Source organism: Ursidibacter maritimus, assembly GCF_009761395.1.
Lineage (GTDB): Bacteria > Pseudomonadota > Gammaproteobacteria > Enterobacterales > Pasteurellaceae > Ursidibacter > Ursidibacter maritimus.
Window position 1 is genome coordinate 39588 of the sequence record NZ_LEKN01000001.1, and the last position, 18122, is coordinate 57709.

Below are 18122 nucleotides of genomic sequence, written 5' to 3' on the forward strand. Positions count from 1 at the left end.
CCATAGGGATAAATTCGGTAGAATCCGCCCCTGTTTTATTATCCCGATTTCGATTACCACGCTAATTTTACACGAGAGTTAAAAATGTCTGAAAAACGCTATGATGCGGACGAAATTACAGTTCTCAAAGATCTTGAACCCGTACAACTTCGCCCAGGAATGTACACTGATACTACTCGCCCAAATCATTTAGGGCAAGAAGTAATTGATAATAGTGTGGATGAAGCATTATCAGGCTATGCAAATCAAATTGATGTTATTTTGCATAGCGATAACTCATTGGAAGTCGTCGATAATGGGCGTGGAATGCCTGTTGATATTCACTCCACCGAAAAAATTTCAGGTGTAGAGCTCATTTTAACTAAGCTTCACGCTGGCGGAAAATTCTCAAATAAAAATTATACTTTTTCTGGTGGTTTACACGGTGTGGGTATTTCGGTGGTAAATGCCCTTTCAGAGCGTGTTGAAATTAAGATTAAACGTGGCGGGGAAATTTACACTATCGCTTTTGCAAATGGCGTAAAAGTAGAAGAATTAACTGTTGTCGGCACTTGCCCTAAACGCCAAACAGGGACAACTGTTCGTTTTTATCCTAATCCCAAATATTTTGATTCCGCTAAATTTTCCGTTAGCCGTTTACGCCATTTACTGCGAGCTAAAGCGGTGCTTTGCCCGAAATTAACTATCAACTTTACCGATCACATCAATAACACCCAAGAAACTTGGTATTACGAAGATGGTTTATCTGATTACCTAGCAGACGCATTAAAATCGCTAGAATATTTACCAAACCCTGCTTTTATTGGTGATGTTGTTAATGAAACTGAAGCATTAAACTGGGCGGTAACGTGGCTACCACAGGGTGAATTACTCACTGAAAGTTATGTCAATTTAATCCCAACCGCACAAGGCGGCACTCACGTTAATGGCTTACGTCAGGGCTTATTTAAAGCCATTGCTGAATTTTGTGAAATCCATTCACTCTTGCCACGAGGAATAAAATTAGCCGCAGATGATGTCTGGAACAGATGTACTTATGTGTTATCGCTTAAAATGCAAGAACCACAATTTGCAGGGCAAACGAAAGAACGCCTTTCTTCTCGCCAAGCCTCAAGCTATGTTGAAAATACAATAAAAGATACATTTACCCTTTGGTTACACCAAAACATCAATGTAGGTAAACAACTCGCAGAAATGGCAATTAGCTCGGCACAACATCGTTTGCAAGCTGAGAAAAAAGTGGTGCGTAAAAAATTAGTGAGTGGCCCTGCTTTACCCGGTAAGCTAAAAGATTGTATTTCACAAGATTTATCGCAAACAGAACTATTTTTAGTAGAAGGTGATTCTGCAGGTGGTTCGGCAACGCAAGCTCGCAATAAAGAGAACCAAGCTATTTTGCCTTTGCGTGGCAAAATTTTAAATACTTGGGAAGTTTCTTCCGATCAGGTATTAGCCTCTACCGAAGTTCACGATATCGCCGTTGCAATGGGTATTGACCCCGACAACGATGATTTAAGTCAACTTCGCTATGGCAAAATCTGTATTCTTGCTGATGCAGATTCAGACGGTTTACACATTGCTACGCTACTTTGTGCATTATTCCTACGCCATTTCCCAAATTTAGTCCGCAAAGGGCACGTTTATGTCGCAATGCCACCGCTTTACCGTATTGATATTGGAAAAGACGAAGTCCATTACGCCTTAGACGAAAGTGAAAAAGAGGCAATTTTAGCGCGTTTAGCCAAGAAAAAAGGCACACCAAACGTACAACGCTTTAAGGGATTGGGCGAAATGAACCCTAGCCAACTGCGTGAAACGACGATGGATCCGAATACTCGTCGTCTAGTGCAATTAACCTTAGATACTTTTAGTGAAGAAGATGATGCTGAAACCTTTGAAATGATGGATATGCTTCTCGCTAAAAAACGGGCGGAAGATCGTAAACAGTGGCTACAAGAACGTGGCAATGAAGCAGAGTTGAACGTATAAAATTAAAAATGCCGAATTACTCGGCATTTTTATTGATATATTAAAACTGATTTTCAGCCCACCAAGCTGCACCGATTAACCCTGCATCTTGAGCATAGTGAGCCAGTACGATATTTGGTCGGTAGATTTCTGGCATTTGTGCTAAGAAATACTCAACACGAGCAAGATAACCTTCCGCTAATCCGACACTTCCTCCGAGAGCAATACGCTGGATATCCAGGTTGATTTTAAGATCAGCGATCAAATGTGCGATCGCTTTTGCAGATTTATCGACTAAAGCTACCGCTTGTGGATTGCCTTGACGGAAGCGGTTAAATACTTCAGGCGGTTCGCAAGGATTTTCCCATTTTGCAGCATCTCGTGCAATCGCTCTGCCTGCCGCAATCGCTTCAACACACCCTACTCGACCACAACCACAAGGTTCGCCATTTGGATCAGCAAGGCTATGTCCGATATGTCCTGCAACGCCATTTGTACCTGTAAATAACTTGCGGTTTAAAATAATTCCGCCACCAACCCCAGTTGAAACAGTAATAAATGCAAAATTATCTACATCATCTTGACGTAAAAATTCAGCACAACCTGCCGCTTGCGCATCATTTAACAATGTGATTGGCTTATCAGTATGTTTGGCAATACTTTGTTCTAAAGGGAAAAACGCTAAATTACCTAAATTCTTAGGATTTAGTGCGGTTAAAATCCCATTTTGGATAATTCCCGTTGATGCCACCGAAACCTTATCAAATTGCCCTTGGAATGTTTGTAACACTTGAGCTAACGCATCATCTAAAGCTTCAGCACTTGGGTTTTGTGGTGTGTGAATTTGAATACGTTGAGCAACTTGGGCTTCTTTATCTTTTAAGGTAACCAATGCGGCAGCAATTTTTGTACCACCCACATCAATAGCAAGACAAGCGGTCATTTTACGCCCCTTTTTTGCGATTATCGATAGCAGAGACAAACCAGCTAACAATATGCTCTAAACGGGTAAGTGCAGATCCAACGGTTACTGCATAAGCTCCGTTTTCAATGGCTAATGCAGCGAGCTCAGGGGTGTTATAACGCCCTTCCGCCATTACTCGACAACCATTCGCAACCAAATCACGTACAAGCTGTACATCTGGCTCTTTTGGAATTTCACCACCAGTGTAGCCCGACATAGTACTGCCGATTAAATCCACGCCTAATTCTTGGCAATACATTCCTTCCGCAAAGGTAGAACAATCTGCCATTGACATTGCTCCAAGTTCCTGAATACGTTTTGCACAGGCTTCAATGGTTGTTGGTCGAATACGATCTGTTCCATCAAACGCAATAATATCCGCACCTGCATTATATAAATCATCAATATCTTGCAAGAATGGAGTGATACGAACAGGGCTATCGGGTAAATCACGTTTTACGATCCCAACAATAGGTACATTAACTACTTTACGAGCGGCTTTCAGATTTTCAATACCTTCAATACGCAACCCAGCAGCCCCACCAGCGACAGATGCCGCCGCCATCGCAGCAACAATTTCTGGAGAATCCATAGGGCCATCATCAACCGGCTGGCAAGAAGCAATAAGTCCATTTTGTAACTGTGCTAAAATCTGTTCTTTGGATAATCTTGACATATAAACTCCATTATTTCTAATAAAAAAGAAGATTAACTCCAAGCATAATACGCTATGCTACACAAAGCAACAAATAGACAAAAAAAGTGAGAGATAGATCAAATTTTTTGGTCACTATTTAAATTAACTCTACAAAGTTGCAAAAATTTAAAGATTTTGACAAAAAAAATCGGTATAGTAGCGGAACTTTTTACTGCTAATTTTTATTGAAATTAGCCTTTCCTTACTTATATTTATTGAGGTCTTTTAACAATGGATGCATTAATGAGCCTTGTAGGTATTGCTGTACTCCTTTTGATTGCATTTTTGTTGTCTAATAATAAGAAAGCAATTAACTTCCGCACTGTATTCGGTGCATTAGCTATTCAAATTGGTATTGGCGCTTTAATTCTTTATGTGCCACTTGGTCGTGAGGCACTCCTTAAAGCTGCTGAGGGTGTAAGTGCTGTTATTGGTTATAGTAATGATGGTATCAGTTTCTTATTTGGTGGCTTAGTAAGCGATAAGATGTTTGAAGTCTTTGGCGGCGGCGGTTTCGTTTTCGCACTTCGAGTTCTTCCTCCTATTATCTTCTTCTCTGCACTTATTTCTGTTTTATATTACTTAGGTATTATGCAATTTGTTATTCGCATTCTTGGTGGTGCGTTACAAAAAGTATTAGGCACATCAAAACCTGAGTCTATGTCTGCGGCAGCAAATATTTTCGTAGGTCAAACTGAAGCACCTTTATTAGTTAAACCATACATTAAATCAATGACTAACTCAGAGTTATTTGCGGTAATGTGTGGTGGTGTAGCTTCTGTTGCAGGTGCTGTAATGATCAGCTATGCAGGAATGGGCGTTCCATTAACTTATTTGATCGCAGCGTCATTTATGGCTGCACCTGGCGGTTTATTATTTGCTAAAATTTTACACCCACAAACAGAGCCTTTTAAAGATGAATTATCTGAAGAAGATATTGAAGATAAACCATCAAATGTTATCGAAGCAGCGGCTATTGGTACATTCTCAGGTATGCAATTAGCAATGAACGTAGGTGCAATGTTAATTTCATTCGTCGCATTGATCGCGATGTTAAATGGTTTAATTGGTTGGATTGGTGGTTTAGCAGGATTTGAAGGTGTAACACTTCAATCATTACTCGGTTATGTATTCCAACCACTTGCTTGGGTAATTGGTGTGCCTTGGGGGGCAGAAGCTCAAGTAGCGGGTTCTTTAATCGGTCAGAAATTAGTGGTAAACGAATTTGTTGCTTATGTTGATTTCGTAAACTACTTAAAACCTGAAACAACCGTTGTATTAAGTGAAAAAACAATCGCAATTGTTACCTTTGCACTTTGTGGTTTTGCTAACTTCAGTTCTATCGCAATCTTAATTGGTGGTTTAGGTGCAATGGCACCAAATCGTCGAGGCGATGTCGCTCGTATGGGTATCAAAGCTGTTATCGCCGGTTCACTCTCTAACTTAATGAGTGCTGCGATTGCAGGATTGTTTATCGGTATCGGCGGTGCTGTACTGTAAACGATAAATAACGAAACCAACACCACAGAATTTCTGTGGTGTTGTCGTTTATGGGCTAGGTAAACGTTTGCGTCAAGTTTTTAAGTACATAAAAGGAGAATAAAATGAGTCTAAAACACATTGCTCAAACCGCATTATCCTTAATGGATTTAACCACATTAAACGATAATGATACGGACGAAAAAGTCATCTCACTTTGCCAACAAGGTAATACATCATTTGGAACACCTGCAGCAGTTTGTGTGTATCCACGTTTTGTGCCAATTGCTCGCAAAACCTTGACACAACAAAAAAATGAGCAAGTAAAAATTGCTACTGTTACGAATTTCCCACATGGTAATGATGATATTGAAATTGCAGTGGCAGAAACAAAAGCCGCAGTTGCTTACGGTGCAGATGAAGTCGATGTGGTATTCCCTTATAAAGCACTGATTGCAGGCAATGAACAAGTTGGCTATGAACTGGTCAAACAATGTAAAGCCGTCTGCGCACAACAAAATGTATTGCTTAAAGTAATTATTGAAACGGGTGAATTAAAAACAGAAAACCTAATTCGTAAAGCAAGTGAAATTGCTATTCAAGCTGGGGCGGATTTTATTAAAACATCAACAGGTAAAGTTGCTGTGAATGCGACCCTTGAGTCCGCTCGCATAATGCTTGAAACAATTCGCGATTTAGCCGTAGCTGATCGTGTTGGTTTTAAAGCAGCTGGTGGTGTTAAAACAACCGAAGAAGCTCAACAATATCTTGATCTCGCTGCTGATATTTTAGGTAAAGAATGGGTAAAATCAGCACATTTCCGCTTTGGTGCATCAAGTTTACTGAATAATTTACTTGCAACTTTAAACGATCAAAATCAAACCCAAACAACAGGTTACTAATCAACAAGCGGTAAGATTTTGCAAAAATTTAACTCAATCCTACCGCTTATTATTGAGAGGAAAGTAAAATGAAACGTGTATTTATTATGATGCTCGATTCTTTCGGTATCGGCTATACAGAAGATGCCGAGAAATTTGGTGATAAAGGTTCAAACACCTTAGGGCACATTGCAGAACAATGTGCGGCAGGAAAAGCAGATGATCACCGCCGTTCAGGTTTGCTCAAATTACCTAATATGAATAAATTAGGTTTGGGGCTTGCTGCTCAAGAGTCGTCGGGCTCTTACCCAGTTGGATTAGCACAAAATGTAGAGCTTATCGGTGGTTATTGCCATGCTAAAGAAATTTCTTCTGGGAAAGATACGCCTTCAGGTCACTGGGAAATTGCCGGTGTTCCTGTGCTTTTTGATTGGGGATATTTCCCACAGCACGAAAATAGTTTCCCACAAGAGTTACTCGATAAAATCGTTAAACGTGCTAACTTAGAAGGTTATTTAGGCAACTGCCATTCATCTGGAACGGTTATTTTAGATGAACTTGGCGAAGAACATATGCGTACAGGATTTCCCATTTTTTATACTTCCGCCGATTCAGTATTCCAAATCGCGTGTCACGAAGAAACCTACGGCTTAGATAAACTCTATGAACTTTGCCAAATCGTGCGTGAAGAGCTTGAAGGTTACAATATCGGACGTGTTATTGCTCGCCCCTTTATTGGTGCAAAAGCAGGGGAATTTAGCCGTACAGGCAATCGCAAAGATTATGCGGTAGAACCACCTTCTGCGACTGTTCTACAAAAATTAGTCGATGAAAAAGGTGGTGAAGTGGTTTCTATCGGTAAAATTGCTGATATTTACGCACACACAGGCATTACCCGTAAAATCAAAGCGACAGGCTTACCCGAGTTATTCGAGCGTACATTAGAAGAAGTAAAAGCAGCCGGTAACAATACCATTGTATTTACTAACTTCGTGAACTTTGACTCAGATTTTGGGCATCGACGCGATATTGCAGGTTACGCTGACGCATTAGAATATTGGGATAGCCGTTTACCTGAATTACTAACATTAATTCAAGATGAGGATCTCTTGATTATTACAGCTGATCATGGTTGCGATCCAACGTGGCAAGGAACAGATCATACCCGTGAACATATACCCGTTTTGCTATACGGTAAAAACGTAGCAAAACAGTCTTATGGTCGCAGAGAAACTTTTGCAGACATAGGACAAACTATCGCAACCTACTTTGATTTATCGCCTATGGATTACGGCACAGCGATTATTGATTTCAACAAATAACCTCTACTAGAAGGAACATAAAATGACTCCACACATTAACGCACCAGCAGGTGCATTTGCAGATGTTGTATTGATGCCAGGTGACCCACTTCGTGCAAAATACATTGCAGAAACATTCTTAGAAGACGCGAAATTAGTGACTGATGTTCGCAATATGTTTGGTTACACAGGTACTTACAAAGGTCGTCAAATTTCAGTGATGGGGCACGGAATGGGTATTCCATCGTGCTCAATCTATACTAAAGAGCTAATTACTGAATATGGCGTGAAAAAAATTATTCGTGTTGGTTCTTGTGGTGCCGTTCGACCAGACGTTAAATTACGTGATGTTGTTATCGGTGTTGGTGCTTGTACCGACTCTAAAGTAAACCGTATTCGCTTTAAAGATAACGATTTCGCAGCGATTGCTGATTTTGATATGACATTAGCGGCAGTTCAAGCGGCAAAAGAAAAAGGTGTGCCTGTGCGTGTGGGTAACCTTTATTCTGCGGATCTTTTCTATACACCAGATGTAGAAATGTTTGATGTAATGGAGAAATACGGTATTTTGGGCGTTGAAATGGAAGCAGCGGGAATCTACGGTGTTGCAGCTGAATTTGGTGCAAAAGCTCTAACAATTTGTACTGTATCAGACCATATTCGTACTCACGAACAAACCACTGCAGAAGAGCGTCAATTGACTTTCAACGATATGATTGAAATTGCGTTAGAATCTGTGCTAATTGGTGATAAAGCGTAATTAACCTGACTATCATAAAAATGCCGACAATAATTGGTCGGCATTTTTTATATTCCGAGACTAATTTATTTACTCAAAACCTGCTGCCAAGTCGCTAACCATTTTTTTACTGTTTCAGTTGATGGTTGAGTAAAAGCTAACTTCTCATATTTTGGTAATGTTTTGAAAGCAGGGTCAGCCTGTTCACTCACCACTGGTTTCATTACATTATGGAATGAAATAATTTTCTGAGCTTCTGGCTGTTGCAGGAAACTCAAAAACTGACGAGCTAATTCAGGTTGCTTGCTGGTTTTTGTTATTGCTGCGACTTCAATTTGCACTAAATGCCCTTCTTCAAAGTTGGCTGCCACATAATTTTGATCTTGCTCGTGCCATTGGTGATAAAGTGGCGAAGTGGCATAACTTAATACTAAATCCGATTCACCTTTTAAAAATGCACCGTAAGTCTCAGACCAGCCCTTACCTACGGTTACCGTATGTTTCGCTAAGTCTTGCCACGCTTTTTCTGCATTATCTCCATACACTGTATTTACCCAAAAGAGCAAGCCACGTCCAACGGTACTGGTGCGTGGGTCTTGGTAAATCACTTTAAGATCTTGGCGTTCTACTAGCTCTTTTAAACTTTTTGGTGGATTTGCCACTTTTTGTTTATTGTAAATAAAAGCATATTCACCGAAATCGTAAGGGACAAAGGTTTTATCCGTCCACTGCTCTGGTAAATCTAACCCTTTATTTTCTAGCTTATGTGGTGCAAATAAACCTGATTTTTCTGCTTCAGGCATCACAAAATTATCAATACCAAGCATGACATCTGCTTTCGTTTTTTTGCCCTCTAAGCGAATACGGTTAAACATTGTTACCCCATCTTCAAAAGGCATAAATTTCAGATCGCATTGACATTGTTTTTCAAATAAGCCTTCTAGCTTAGGTGCTGGTCCCCATTCTGATGTAAATGAATCATAGGTATAAACTGTTAAAACAGATTGATTAGCCACTGCAGATACAGAAAGTGCAAGACTAGAAAGTGCAAAAAGGTGAGTTAATTTCATTGAATGTTCCTTCTCGTTGTGAAAACAGAAGGATTTAAAACAAGATGATACAAGTTTCCTGCCTCAAATCCCTACGCTGATATTAGTCAGATCAGGTTCTATGGGTATTTCTCAGCCTTATTACAAAGCACCCCAATGAGAACGAAAACATTCTACAACAAGCGGTAAGATTTAGACAATAATTTACAAATTCTCCTAAAAAATTAAAGTTTCTATTTTTTTCTTCAGGTCTTGATTTTTTTTTTTTTTTTTAGAATGGGTAAGTTTTTGTATTTTTTATACAGAAATAACATTAAAAGCGATCAATTTGTTTTCTTTATATTCAATTAAGGATTCATTATGAATACAACATTTAAAATTTCTGCACTTGCATTATTTGTCGCAATTACCGCAACTGGCTGTAAATCTAATGATTCATCATCTGATGTAAAAGCCCCAACTCAAGTTACTAAACCAACTGAGCAGGTCAAACCAGCTGAACAAGCAAAACCAGCTGAACAGCCTAAACCAACCGAGCAACCGAAACCAACTGAGCAACCGAAACCAACTAAGCAACCTAAACCAACCGAGCAACCGAAACCAACTGAGCAACCTAAACCAGCTGAACAACCTAAACCAACTGAACAACCTAAACCAACTGAACAACCTAAACCAGCTGAACAGCCTAAACCAACTGAACAGCCTAAACCAACTGAACAGCCTAAACCAACTGAACAACCAAATCCATCTTCACCAACTTTAACTGATAATAAATTGGATAAAAATGGAGTCGAGTGGCGTAATATTAAGCTTATAAATGAGTATTCTGTCGATAATATCCCTACAGGTTTTGTTATAGCTCAATCTAAGCAGAGTAAGAGCGAGCAAGTAGGGTCTACTATAATAAAACGTGTTGGCTCTGTTATTAAGCACTCTGAGTATAATGATACTATTTACGTTGATTTGAACAAAGAAGCTCCGAAAATGGGAGTAAATATTGGTAAATTTAAAGATCCGAATATAGTTGGCGAAACCAAAGAAATCAATACTATTGTAGTGAACCAACCTTATTCTTCCTACGGAGCATTATTTACCGATAATGGAATACAGTTATTTGCATTAGGCTTACACGATAGAGGTTTTTCACTTCAAAGCGAAAGTATTGATATATCTGTCAATGATGGTGTTATTAGATGGAAGCCACATCTCGTAGGCGATGCAACTTATAAAGGAAACGTAGTAGCATCTATAGGAAAACTACAGGAATCACAAAATGCAAATTCAATTTTCTCTAAGGTTAATTCTATATCCTCACCTAAAATTGATGGCTCAATTACATTAAATGCTCGCTTTGATCAAAATATTGATAAAAGTAGCGTATCAGGTACTTTAGATTCTCAAACATTAGGTAAAGTAACGCTACCTATGGAAAAAATAAACGCAGCATTCAAAGGAACATTTGGAGAAGAAGCTGTTATTGTACATCAAAAAAATGGCACGCTTGTTGGAGAATATCAAGCTGTGTTTATGGGTAAAGATATGAGTGATGCTGTAGGTCATATTAAGCTACATAATGAATCAGCGAAAGTAGGCGATATTAAGAGCTATGACGCTGTATTCGGTGCAACCAAAGAAGCTAAATAATTATTAGCCCCTAAGCCGATCTGCTTTTGCGACAGATCGGCTTTTATTTTCACTGAAAATGATAAAAGCGGTCAGTTTTGGCTGATTTTTTGCAAACTATAAATCTTCGAGAGCCTTTATGAAAAAATACCTTTTGCCTTTATTCTGCTTACCTACCGCATTAAGTGCCACACCAAATGAAACAGAACAACATTTACATAATGTGGCTAAACCTACCGCTCCACAAGCAAGCCCTGTATTACCAGCAGAAAGTGCAACTAAGCCCGTTATTGAAATCAACGAACAGCAACTGAAACAAAACCCACAACTTACTCATAAATTGCTGAGTGATGCTCTGTTTGCCCGTAACCAAGAGGCTATTCGTGTATTATTAGAGATTTACCAAACCCTGCCAAATACCGACCCTATTTTAATTGATTTCGCACAAGGCAAACTGGCTAGTTTTGATAATGATAATGTCACAGCTATTCGTTTCTACCGCAAAATTCTCGCACAACAGCCCAACCTAAATGCAGTACGAATTGAGTTAGCCATTTCACTCTTTAATGCTCAACAAAACAATGCCGCAGAAGACCAATTTAACAAAGCCAAAAGTGTGGAAAATCTCCCTCCTCAAGTTGCCCAGCTGATTGATGCTTATCTTGCAGCCTTAAAAAAACGCAGCAGTTGGCAATTTGGGGCAACGGCTTACTATATTAAAGATGATAATGTAAATAACGCCTCTCATAGCCCTGAAATAGAAAACACAGGATTTGTCAAAGGGAACGGTTTACTCCCGAAAAAAGCCAATGGTGTGGCATACAGTGCCGATTTATCTCGTGATTTTAATATGATGAATGCACATTATCTTGCTTTTGAGAACAATCTCTATGGCAAACTCTATTGGGACAACCACGATAATGATGAAATGACAAACCGTACATTGCTTGGCTATGCTTATAAAACGGAAAAATCCACTTTCCGCTTGCTACCTTTTTTTGAAAGACGTTGGTTAAGTAATGCCCGAGACCGTAACACTCAAGGTGTTCGCACCGAATTTAACCATTGGCTTTCACCGAATTGGCAAATCTCGACAGCAATGGAATATGGCAAACACCGCTATTATGATAATCCATTGCAAAATGGTAACAGCAAGTTAGTTTCTGCCACATTATTGTGGCTAACAAAACCACAACAATTTTTCTATCTTGGTGGGGATTTTAACCGAGAAACAACACAAATTCGCCAGTATAGCTCCGACACCAAAAGCCTACGTTTTGGCTGGGGACAAGAGTGGCAATTATGGGGGCTATCTAGCCGCTTAAATCTCAGCTATTCACAACGACAATATAAAGATGTTGCAGTTTTAGGTGGGGTCTTAAATTTAGGAAAAATCCGTCAAGACAAAGTGTTGAGCAGTAGTTTAACCTTATGGAAACGAGATTGGCATTTATTTGGTATTACACCTAAATTACAATTTTCGTGGCGTAAAAACCGTAGTAATTTACCGACACTTTATTCTTATACCGATAAAAACATCAATCTGATTTTTGAAACGAGATTTTAACTCTCGCAGGTGATTGGATTTTGAGAAAAGTTACAGCTATCCTACACAAAATGGAATAAATAACAAAACTCGCTTGACCTTGTTGTTTTGTACTAGTTTAATAGCTTGAAAGGCCTATTGTTCGTTCAATCGGCTATGCATATTTTTTTGTCATGAAAAAACAGTTACCTTTCAAGCACTCACCGAGAATGGTAAAGCTGTTCTGCCTTTGATTAAACAAACTCTTTTGCAATTATCCCCTGCACCTGTTTGCGAATTTTTAGCAAAATCTGACCGCTTTACTGCAAGGAAAAGGCAAACAAGCTCATATTGATGCAGTTGATGTAAATGTCGCTATGCTAATGCGGTTATTTGGGAAAAACGAGATATCAAAGCAAACGTTACAAAAGTAAAAGCCTTGCTTGTAACTGATCGAGCCTATCAAACCTTACAGGCTTTGGCTGCTTATTCATAAGCTATTAGCGACATTTTGATCTTCACTTGGCTTTGCTATACACTTACACAATTAAATTAAACCGCTAGAGAAATTTGATTTGAAGAATATTGCTATCCGACTTGTTTTGGGGATTGCCTTGTTATTATGGGCTTGGGATATGACATATCCTTGGCAAAAGGCAATGCAGCAAGAACAAAATCGTTATACCCAAATTCAGCATAGTAAGACATTGAGAGTGGGAATGATCAACCACCCGCTCTCATATTTTGTTGGAGCAAATGGACAAGAAGGGATTGAATTTGATTTAGCGAATGCCTTTGCTAATTATTTGAAAGTTAAGCTACATATTGAGCCCTATCAAACCAGTGAATCCTTATTACAAGCATTAAAGAATGGAGAGATTGATATTGCCGCAGCGGGTTTACTCTTTCATTTAGATAAAGTTAAACAGTTTCAAATTGGTGCATCTTACTATTCAACATCTTGGCAAATTGTGTATCAAAAAGGCACTCAACGCCCGTACAAAATTGAAGATATTAAAAGCGAATTAGTGATCCCTACTGGTTCAGCAGTACTACCTATTCTTCAACAACTCCAAGAAAATCATCCGCAGTTACGTTGGATTATTAGCGATAAATTCACTCAAGAAGAACTTTTATTACAAGTTGCAGAAGGGAAAATTCCTTATACTGTTGCAACTTCAGTGGATGTTTCAGCAGCTCAACATATTAAACCTAATCTGGCTGTTGGTTTTGATTTAACAGATGAGTCTCCTGTCGTTTGGTATTTACAAAATAATGCGTATAGCGAGCTACAAGCAGCATTGTTAGAATTTATGCACCAAGCTAATGAAACAGGGGTGATTGCTCGTATTGAAGAGAAATATTTTAATCATTTATTCCGTTTTGACTACGTTGACTCACAAAGTTATTTAAAAGCTATTGAGAGCACTTTGCCTAAATATCAACATTTATTTGAAAAATATCGAGGTGATCTTGAGTGGCAAATGCTAGCCGCCATCGCTTATCAAGAATCACACTGGGATCCAAATGCAACCTCTCCAACGGGAGTTCGTGGCATAATGATGCTGACTCGAGATACTGCAGATAGAATGAATATTAAAGATCGCACCAACCCCGAGCAAAGTATTAAAGCGGGATCAGAATACTTACATCTATTAATAGATCAACTTCCAAATACGATTGCGAAAGAAGATAGAATTTGGTTTGGCCTTGCCGCTTATAATATGGGACTTGGACACCTTATTGATGTGAGACGCTTAACTAAGCAACTTGGTGGTGATCCTGATAATTGGTTAGATGTGAAAAAGAATTTACCGTTACTCGCTGAAAAGCGCTATTACAGCGATCTAAAATATGGCTACGCTCGTGGCTTTGAAGCCTTTAATTATGTTGAGAATATTCGGCGCTATTACCACAGTATAATCAATTACCAACGAGTAAAAGAGCAAGCTAATGAGAATAAACGTCAGGAAGAACAAACAACAGAACAAGATAATTCGATAAAAAAATCATCTAAAGTAGAAAATGAGACACCGAATTCTAAGGAGCTATAAGTGTTTAAAAAACGAAAATTAAAACGCAGAATAAAACGCTTAAACTGCAATAAATCACGCCGTATTTTACAAATTTACCGTCTAAAACGCAGAATTTCTGCAAGACATCGCATTGGTTTTATGATGTTTCAGCAAAAAAACTAGCTTCCTTATGTAAATAGGTGTAACGAACAATTCACTAATGACTTTGTCCATTACACCCATTTCTCAGCCATCTTGTTATAGCTATTGTTTTTTCGCCCCGAAAGCTCCTTGCCACCCTGAATTACCTGTACCATCAGAGTAAGCACCAGCTAATTCCCCAGCATTAATACCATAGAATTTACCGTTGACATCAGCTTCTTGACCATTTTGAACAACTTTACCCGCAAATGAATTCCCATTTAATTGAGCTTCTTTAACTGTCACCGCTGCGATATTATCTTCAGCTGCAAAAATAGTACCCTCTAGGCTCTTTTTATCAAAATCAACGTTAAGATTTAATTTACCGTTTTGTGTTTTTGGTTGCCCGTGATTCACATATACAGAATCACCAATATAAGTCGCTTTACCTTTTGGTAATACGTCAGTTGGATTATTACCTTGATAGTAAACTGCTGAACGAGAACCTGCAGCAATATAGCCAAATGCTGTTGAGAATTTTGAACCGCTATATACACCAGGTTGTAGTATTGTTCCATTATATTTTACATTTTGACCAATAGTTGTAAAAGAACCCGAAGACAAACCTGGCTGTTGTAGTACAAATTCATGCCCTGCAATAATTAATGTTGTTGGATGTTTTGATACATCATCAATCGGATAAGATTTTCCACCATAGTACACACCACCAAAAATTTTATTGCTGTTATTATTAGGCTGTTGAGTTTTTGGGTCTGATTGTGTCGCTGTATTCTGAGTAGACGAACTAGTTGCAGTCGTATTATTTGATGAATTATCTCCTCCTTTATTACCACCACTAGAACATGCTGATAAAACTGCAATTGCTAATACCGTTAATGTTGATTTAGTCAATTTTTTCATAAAAATTCCCCTGTAAATAGAACTACAATGATAAGTTAGTATATGATTTTTTATTTAAAAACCAGTTCCAAATATATAATCAGTTTAAATAAAAATCAATATCAAACATATTTTATATGGATCTATTAAAACCCATATTGTTATATCTTATTATTCTGTCTGAATTATTCCACTTTTGGTTTGATAATGGCGTAGGTTACACCTGTTACCACTGAACCGATTGCGATAGCCGCTAAGTACATTAGTGGTTGAGATACAAATGGGATGACAAATAAACCACCGTGTGGAGCTTGTAACGTAATTCCTAACCCTAATGAAATCGCACCAGAAGTTGCACCACCTAGAATAGAGGTTGCAATAACACGCATTGGATCAGCCGCTACGAATGGTAACGCACCTTCCGAGATAAAACATAAACCTAATACGAATGAGGCTTTTCCTGCATCACGCTGATTGGTGGTAAATTTGTTACGAGCAATCCACGTTGCGATAGCCATTCCAATTGGTGGCACCATACCTGCTGCCATTACTGCTGCCATTGGCGTATATTGTTGAGAGGCAATTAAACCAACACCGAAAGTATAAGCTGCTTTATTTACTGGGCCGCCCATATCAACACACATCATAGCACCTAAAATCGCACCTAAAATGATCGCATTAGTCTGACCGATTGAATTTAGCCAGTTAGAAAGTGCTTCCATAATACTTGCAACAGGAGGGTTGATAAGATATACCATCGCTAAACCCACAATGGCAGAGCCTAATAGCGGTAGGATTAGAATGGGTTTTAGCGAGGCAAGACTTGCGGGTAATTTGATGTTATCGTTTAAGAATTTCACCACATAACCTGCAAGGAAACCCGCAATAATACCACCTAAAATCCCTGCACCTGCGTTAGTCGCAAGCATACCTCCAATTAAACCAGCCGCTAAGCCGGGGCGATCTGCAATCGAATAAGCAACATAACCTGCAAATACCGCAATCATTAAGTGGAATGCAGCTCCGCCACCGATATCCATTAACGCTTTTGGTAAGCCACCTCCAATATTGCCATCTTTGAAAGCTTCAATCCCAAACATAAATGAGATCGCGATCAATAAACCACCTGCTACAACAAGCGGTAACATATGAGAAACCCCTGTCATTAAGTGTTTATACACGCCTTTTTTCTCATTGGTTGAGCTTTCATTACCTGCTTGAGCTGAACTATTACCACCCATATAAACTTTTGCTTCTTTAAAGGCTTTCTCAAACTCTTGAGCCGTTTTCTTTAAAGCTAAACCTGTCGATGTACGATACATCGGTTTCCCTTCAAATTTGCTGAGATCAACATCAATATCCGCAGCAACGAAGACTAAATCAGCCGCAGCCACTTCTTCCGCTGAAATAGGGTTACCTGCACCAACTTGTCCACGCGTTTCAACTTTCACATTCCAACCTTGAGCTTTTGCATAATTTTCAACCGCTTCAGCTGACATAAATGTATGAGCCACGCCCGTTGGACAAGCAGTCACTGCCACAATATTTTTGACCGCTGATGTTGAAATTGCGGCTTGAGTTGCATTTGCAAAAGTTTGAGCAGAACTTACCGCTTGTGTCAGCACGTTTTCAGGCTGGGTAAAGGCTTGTTCTAAACTGACGATAGCGCCTTGTTTACCTACAACATTAGCAGGAATTTGTTCATCAAATAACACAACAAATTCAGCTTGATCTACTGCAACAACATTGTGTCCTTGTTGTTTCGCTGCGGCAGTTAGCACTTCATTTACAAGGAAAGTACGAGCTTTGCCAAGTTGTGCTGGGAATACAAATGAAATATTCATTATTTAGTTCCTTATGGTTAATCTTAAAATAGTTAAATAGGGTGATTTACGATAATTCGGTTAATACCACATTACTCAAAATCTGTTCTAATGCGGTTTTATCACTAATGCCAACATTGCTTTGTGAAACGGCGAGGGCAGAAGTTGCACTAGCAAAGCGTAAGGTCTGAGCTTTGTCCCAACCTTGTGCAAAACCGTAAATTAAACCTGCGACCATTGAGTCGCCCGCACCAACAGTGCTGACAACATTTTCACAACGTGGTGGTTGAGCTTGTAAAACACCCTCTTGGTTGATCCAAATTGAGCCCTTTTCTCCCATTGAGATGATTACATTTTCAATGCCTTCGCCACGAAGTTGTTGGGCAGCGGTAATAATCTCATCTAAGTTATTCAATGGATGACCAGCCCACACTTCAAGCTCTCTACGGTTAGGTTTAACTAACCAAGGCTGTGCTTTTAAACCACAAGTCAGCGCCGCATTACTGCTGTCTAGCACCACTTTTAAGCCTTGTTCATGTAGTGATTTTAACCACTCAGCAAATTGCTCAGGGCTAACGCCACGCGGTAAAGATCCACATACCGCCACTAAATCAAATTGTTCATTCCAACGTTGTGATAAAGCGGTAAATTTACGCCAATCATTTGTACAAATCTCAAAACCAAGAAAGTTTAAATCGGTAACGTCCGCTTCCGTTTCGGTGATTTTGACATTGATACGGGTTTTACCTTGAATACGGTAGAACTCATCATTCATTCCATTTTGCTGAAATGCGTGAACAAAATCTCCTTGATTTTCTTCACCAAGAAAGCCTGTTACGGTTAAACAAGTCCCTAAATCAGCTAATACTTTCGCAACGTTGATCCCTTTACCTGCTGGGTATAGCCCTAGTGTTTCAACCGTATTCACTTCACCAATCTCAATACGAGCAAGGCGACCGACAAGGTCAAAAGCAGGGTTAAGCGTAACAGTAGCAATGCGTAATTGTTGGCTCATTA

Annotated in this window: 15 protein-coding genes, 1 pseudogene and 1 riboswitch; of the genes and pseudogenes, 10 read left to right on the forward strand and 6 right to left on the reverse strand. The window is 39.2% G+C overall.

All coding sequences use genetic code 11. From position 1 onward, the window contains the following. Positions 1–84: 84 nt before the first annotated feature. Entirely contained in the window at positions 85–1989 is a 1905-nt protein-coding gene (parE, locus tag A1D26_RS00235) for a DNA topoisomerase IV subunit B (RefSeq protein WP_157402133.1), read from the forward strand. Between the two features lie 40 nt (positions 1990–2029). On the opposite strand, the gene A1D26_RS00240 is transcribed toward parE, so the two are convergent. Next, positions 2030–2911, reverse strand: coding sequence for an N-acetylmannosamine kinase (locus A1D26_RS00240; protein WP_157402134.1), 882 nt, complete (start codon positions 2909–2911; stop codon positions 2030–2032). 1 nt (position 2912) lies between these two features. After that, complete coding sequence (locus tag A1D26_RS00245; protein WP_157402135.1) at positions 2913–3608, reverse strand: N-acetylmannosamine-6-phosphate 2-epimerase; 696 nt, start codon at positions 3606–3608, stop codon at positions 2913–2915. Between the two features lie 252 nt (positions 3609–3860). On the opposite strand from A1D26_RS00245, the gene A1D26_RS00250 reads away from it, so the two are divergent. The 4 genes from A1D26_RS00250 to deoD all read left to right on the forward strand — a co-directional run bounded on the left by A1D26_RS00250 (position 3861) and on the right by deoD (position 8050). Beyond that, positions 3861–5129: a NupC/NupG family nucleoside CNT transporter gene (locus A1D26_RS00250; RefSeq protein ID WP_157402136.1), complete on the forward strand. Its 1269-nt coding sequence runs from the start codon at positions 3861–3863 to the stop codon at positions 5127–5129. A 104-nt stretch (positions 5130–5233) separates the two neighbouring features. Beyond that, entirely contained in the window at positions 5234–6010 is a 777-nt protein-coding gene (gene deoC, locus A1D26_RS00255; RefSeq protein WP_157402137.1) for a deoxyribose-phosphate aldolase, read from the forward strand. A 68-nt stretch (positions 6011–6078) separates the two neighbouring features. Continuing rightward, positions 6079–7311 (forward strand): phosphopentomutase, encoded by a 1233-nt coding sequence (locus A1D26_RS00260; protein ID WP_157402138.1) that lies wholly within the window; start codon positions 6079–6081, stop codon positions 7309–7311. 22 nt (positions 7312–7333) lie between these two features. Further along, positions 7334–8050: a purine-nucleoside phosphorylase gene (gene deoD, locus A1D26_RS00265; protein ID WP_157402139.1), complete on the forward strand. Its 717-nt coding sequence runs from the start codon at positions 7334–7336 to the stop codon at positions 8048–8050. Between the two features lie 65 nt (positions 8051–8115). Here the strand turns inward: deoD and thiB are convergent, their stop codons facing one another. Continuing rightward, on the reverse strand, positions 8116–9099 hold the full coding sequence (gene thiB, locus A1D26_RS00270; protein WP_157402140.1) for a thiamine ABC transporter substrate binding subunit: 984 nt from the start codon (positions 9097–9099) through the stop codon (positions 8116–8118). Positions 9100–9149: 50 nt separating this feature from the next. After that, positions 9150–9244, reverse strand: a riboswitch (TPP riboswitch). Between the two features lie 194 nt (positions 9245–9438). Here thiB and A1D26_RS00275 point away from each other — a divergent pair. The 5 genes and pseudogenes from A1D26_RS00275 to A1D26_RS09505 all read left to right on the forward strand — a co-directional run bounded on the left by A1D26_RS00275 (position 9439) and on the right by A1D26_RS09505 (position 14424). Then, a complete protein-coding gene (locus A1D26_RS00275) occupies positions 9439–10722 on the forward strand; it encodes a hypothetical protein (RefSeq protein WP_157402141.1) in 1284 nt (427 codons plus the stop codon). Positions 10723–10840: 118 nt separating this feature from the next. Continuing rightward, the gene (locus tag A1D26_RS00280) at positions 10841–12268 is read left to right on the forward strand and encodes a surface lipoprotein assembly modifier (protein WP_157402142.1); all 1428 of its coding nucleotides are present in this window, start codon (positions 10841–10843) and stop codon (positions 12266–12268) included. A gap of 263 nt (positions 12269–12531) precedes the next feature. After that, a pseudogene (locus tag A1D26_RS09500) lies at positions 12532–12722 on the forward strand (anthranilate phosphoribosyltransferase); the annotation flags it as partial. Positions 12723–12801: 79 nt separating this feature from the next. Further along, complete coding sequence (mltF, locus tag A1D26_RS00285) at positions 12802–14280, forward strand: membrane-bound lytic murein transglycosylase MltF (RefSeq protein WP_157402143.1); 1479 nt, start codon at positions 12802–12804, stop codon at positions 14278–14280. Then, on the forward strand, positions 14281–14424 hold the full coding sequence (locus tag A1D26_RS09505) for a hypothetical protein (RefSeq protein ID WP_198303009.1): 144 nt from the start codon (positions 14281–14283) through the stop codon (positions 14422–14424). A gap of 81 nt (positions 14425–14505) precedes the next feature. Here A1D26_RS09505 and A1D26_RS00290 read toward each other — a convergent pair whose 3' ends face one another. The 3 genes from A1D26_RS00290 to fruK form a co-directional block, all read right to left on the reverse strand. Then, the gene (locus tag A1D26_RS00290) at positions 14506–15303 is read right to left on the reverse strand and encodes a Slam-dependent surface lipoprotein (RefSeq protein WP_157402144.1); all 798 of its coding nucleotides are present in this window, start codon (positions 15301–15303) and stop codon (positions 14506–14508) included. A gap of 164 nt (positions 15304–15467) precedes the next feature. After that, positions 15468–17126 carry a fructose-specific PTS transporter subunit EIIC gene (locus A1D26_RS00295; RefSeq protein WP_157402145.1) on the reverse strand — a complete coding sequence of 553 codons (1659 nt, stop codon included), beginning with the start codon at positions 17124–17126 and terminating at the stop codon, positions 15468–15470. A 46-nt stretch (positions 17127–17172) separates the two neighbouring features. Further along, complete coding sequence (gene fruK / locus A1D26_RS00300) at positions 17173–18120, reverse strand: 1-phosphofructokinase (protein ID WP_157402146.1); 948 nt, start codon at positions 18118–18120, stop codon at positions 17173–17175. Positions 18121–18122 lie beyond the last annotated feature (2 nt).

What these genes read in the sequence shown, in the direction of transcription:
- parE (WP_157402133.1), top strand. Translation starts at nt 85, where the DNA reads ATGTCTGAAAAACGCTATGATGCGGACGAAATTACAGTTCTCAAAGAT.
- A1D26_RS00240 (WP_157402134.1), bottom strand. Translation starts at nt 2,911, where the DNA reads ATGACCGCTTGTCTTGCTATTGATGTGGGTGGTACAAAAATTGCTGCC.
- A1D26_RS00245 (WP_157402135.1), bottom strand. Translation starts at nt 3,608, where the DNA reads ATGTCAAGATTATCCAAAGAACAGATTTTAGCACAGTTACAAAATGGA.
- A1D26_RS00250 (WP_157402136.1), top strand. Translation starts at nt 3,861, where the DNA reads ATGGATGCATTAATGAGCCTTGTAGGTATTGCTGTACTCCTTTTGATT.
- deoC (WP_157402137.1), top strand. Translation starts at nt 5,234, where the DNA reads ATGAGTCTAAAACACATTGCTCAAACCGCATTATCCTTAATGGATTTA.
- A1D26_RS00260 (WP_157402138.1), top strand. Translation starts at nt 6,079, where the DNA reads ATGAAACGTGTATTTATTATGATGCTCGATTCTTTCGGTATCGGCTAT.
- deoD (WP_157402139.1), top strand. Translation starts at nt 7,334, where the DNA reads ATGACTCCACACATTAACGCACCAGCAGGTGCATTTGCAGATGTTGTA.
- thiB (WP_157402140.1), bottom strand. Translation starts at nt 9,099, where the DNA reads ATGAAATTAACTCACCTTTTTGCACTTTCTAGTCTTGCACTTTCTGTA.
- A1D26_RS00275 (WP_157402141.1), top strand. Translation starts at nt 9,439, where the DNA reads ATGAATACAACATTTAAAATTTCTGCACTTGCATTATTTGTCGCAATT.
- A1D26_RS00280 (WP_157402142.1), top strand. Translation starts at nt 10,841, where the DNA reads ATGAAAAAATACCTTTTGCCTTTATTCTGCTTACCTACCGCATTAAGT.
- A1D26_RS00290 (WP_157402144.1), bottom strand. Translation starts at nt 15,303, where the DNA reads ATGAAAAAATTGACTAAATCAACATTAACGGTATTAGCAATTGCAGTT.
- A1D26_RS00295 (WP_157402145.1), bottom strand. Translation starts at nt 17,126, where the DNA reads ATGAATATTTCATTTGTATTCCCAGCACAACTTGGCAAAGCTCGTACT.
- fruK (WP_157402146.1), bottom strand. Translation starts at nt 18,120, where the DNA reads ATGAGCCAACAATTACGCATTGCTACTGTTACGCTTAACCCTGCTTTT.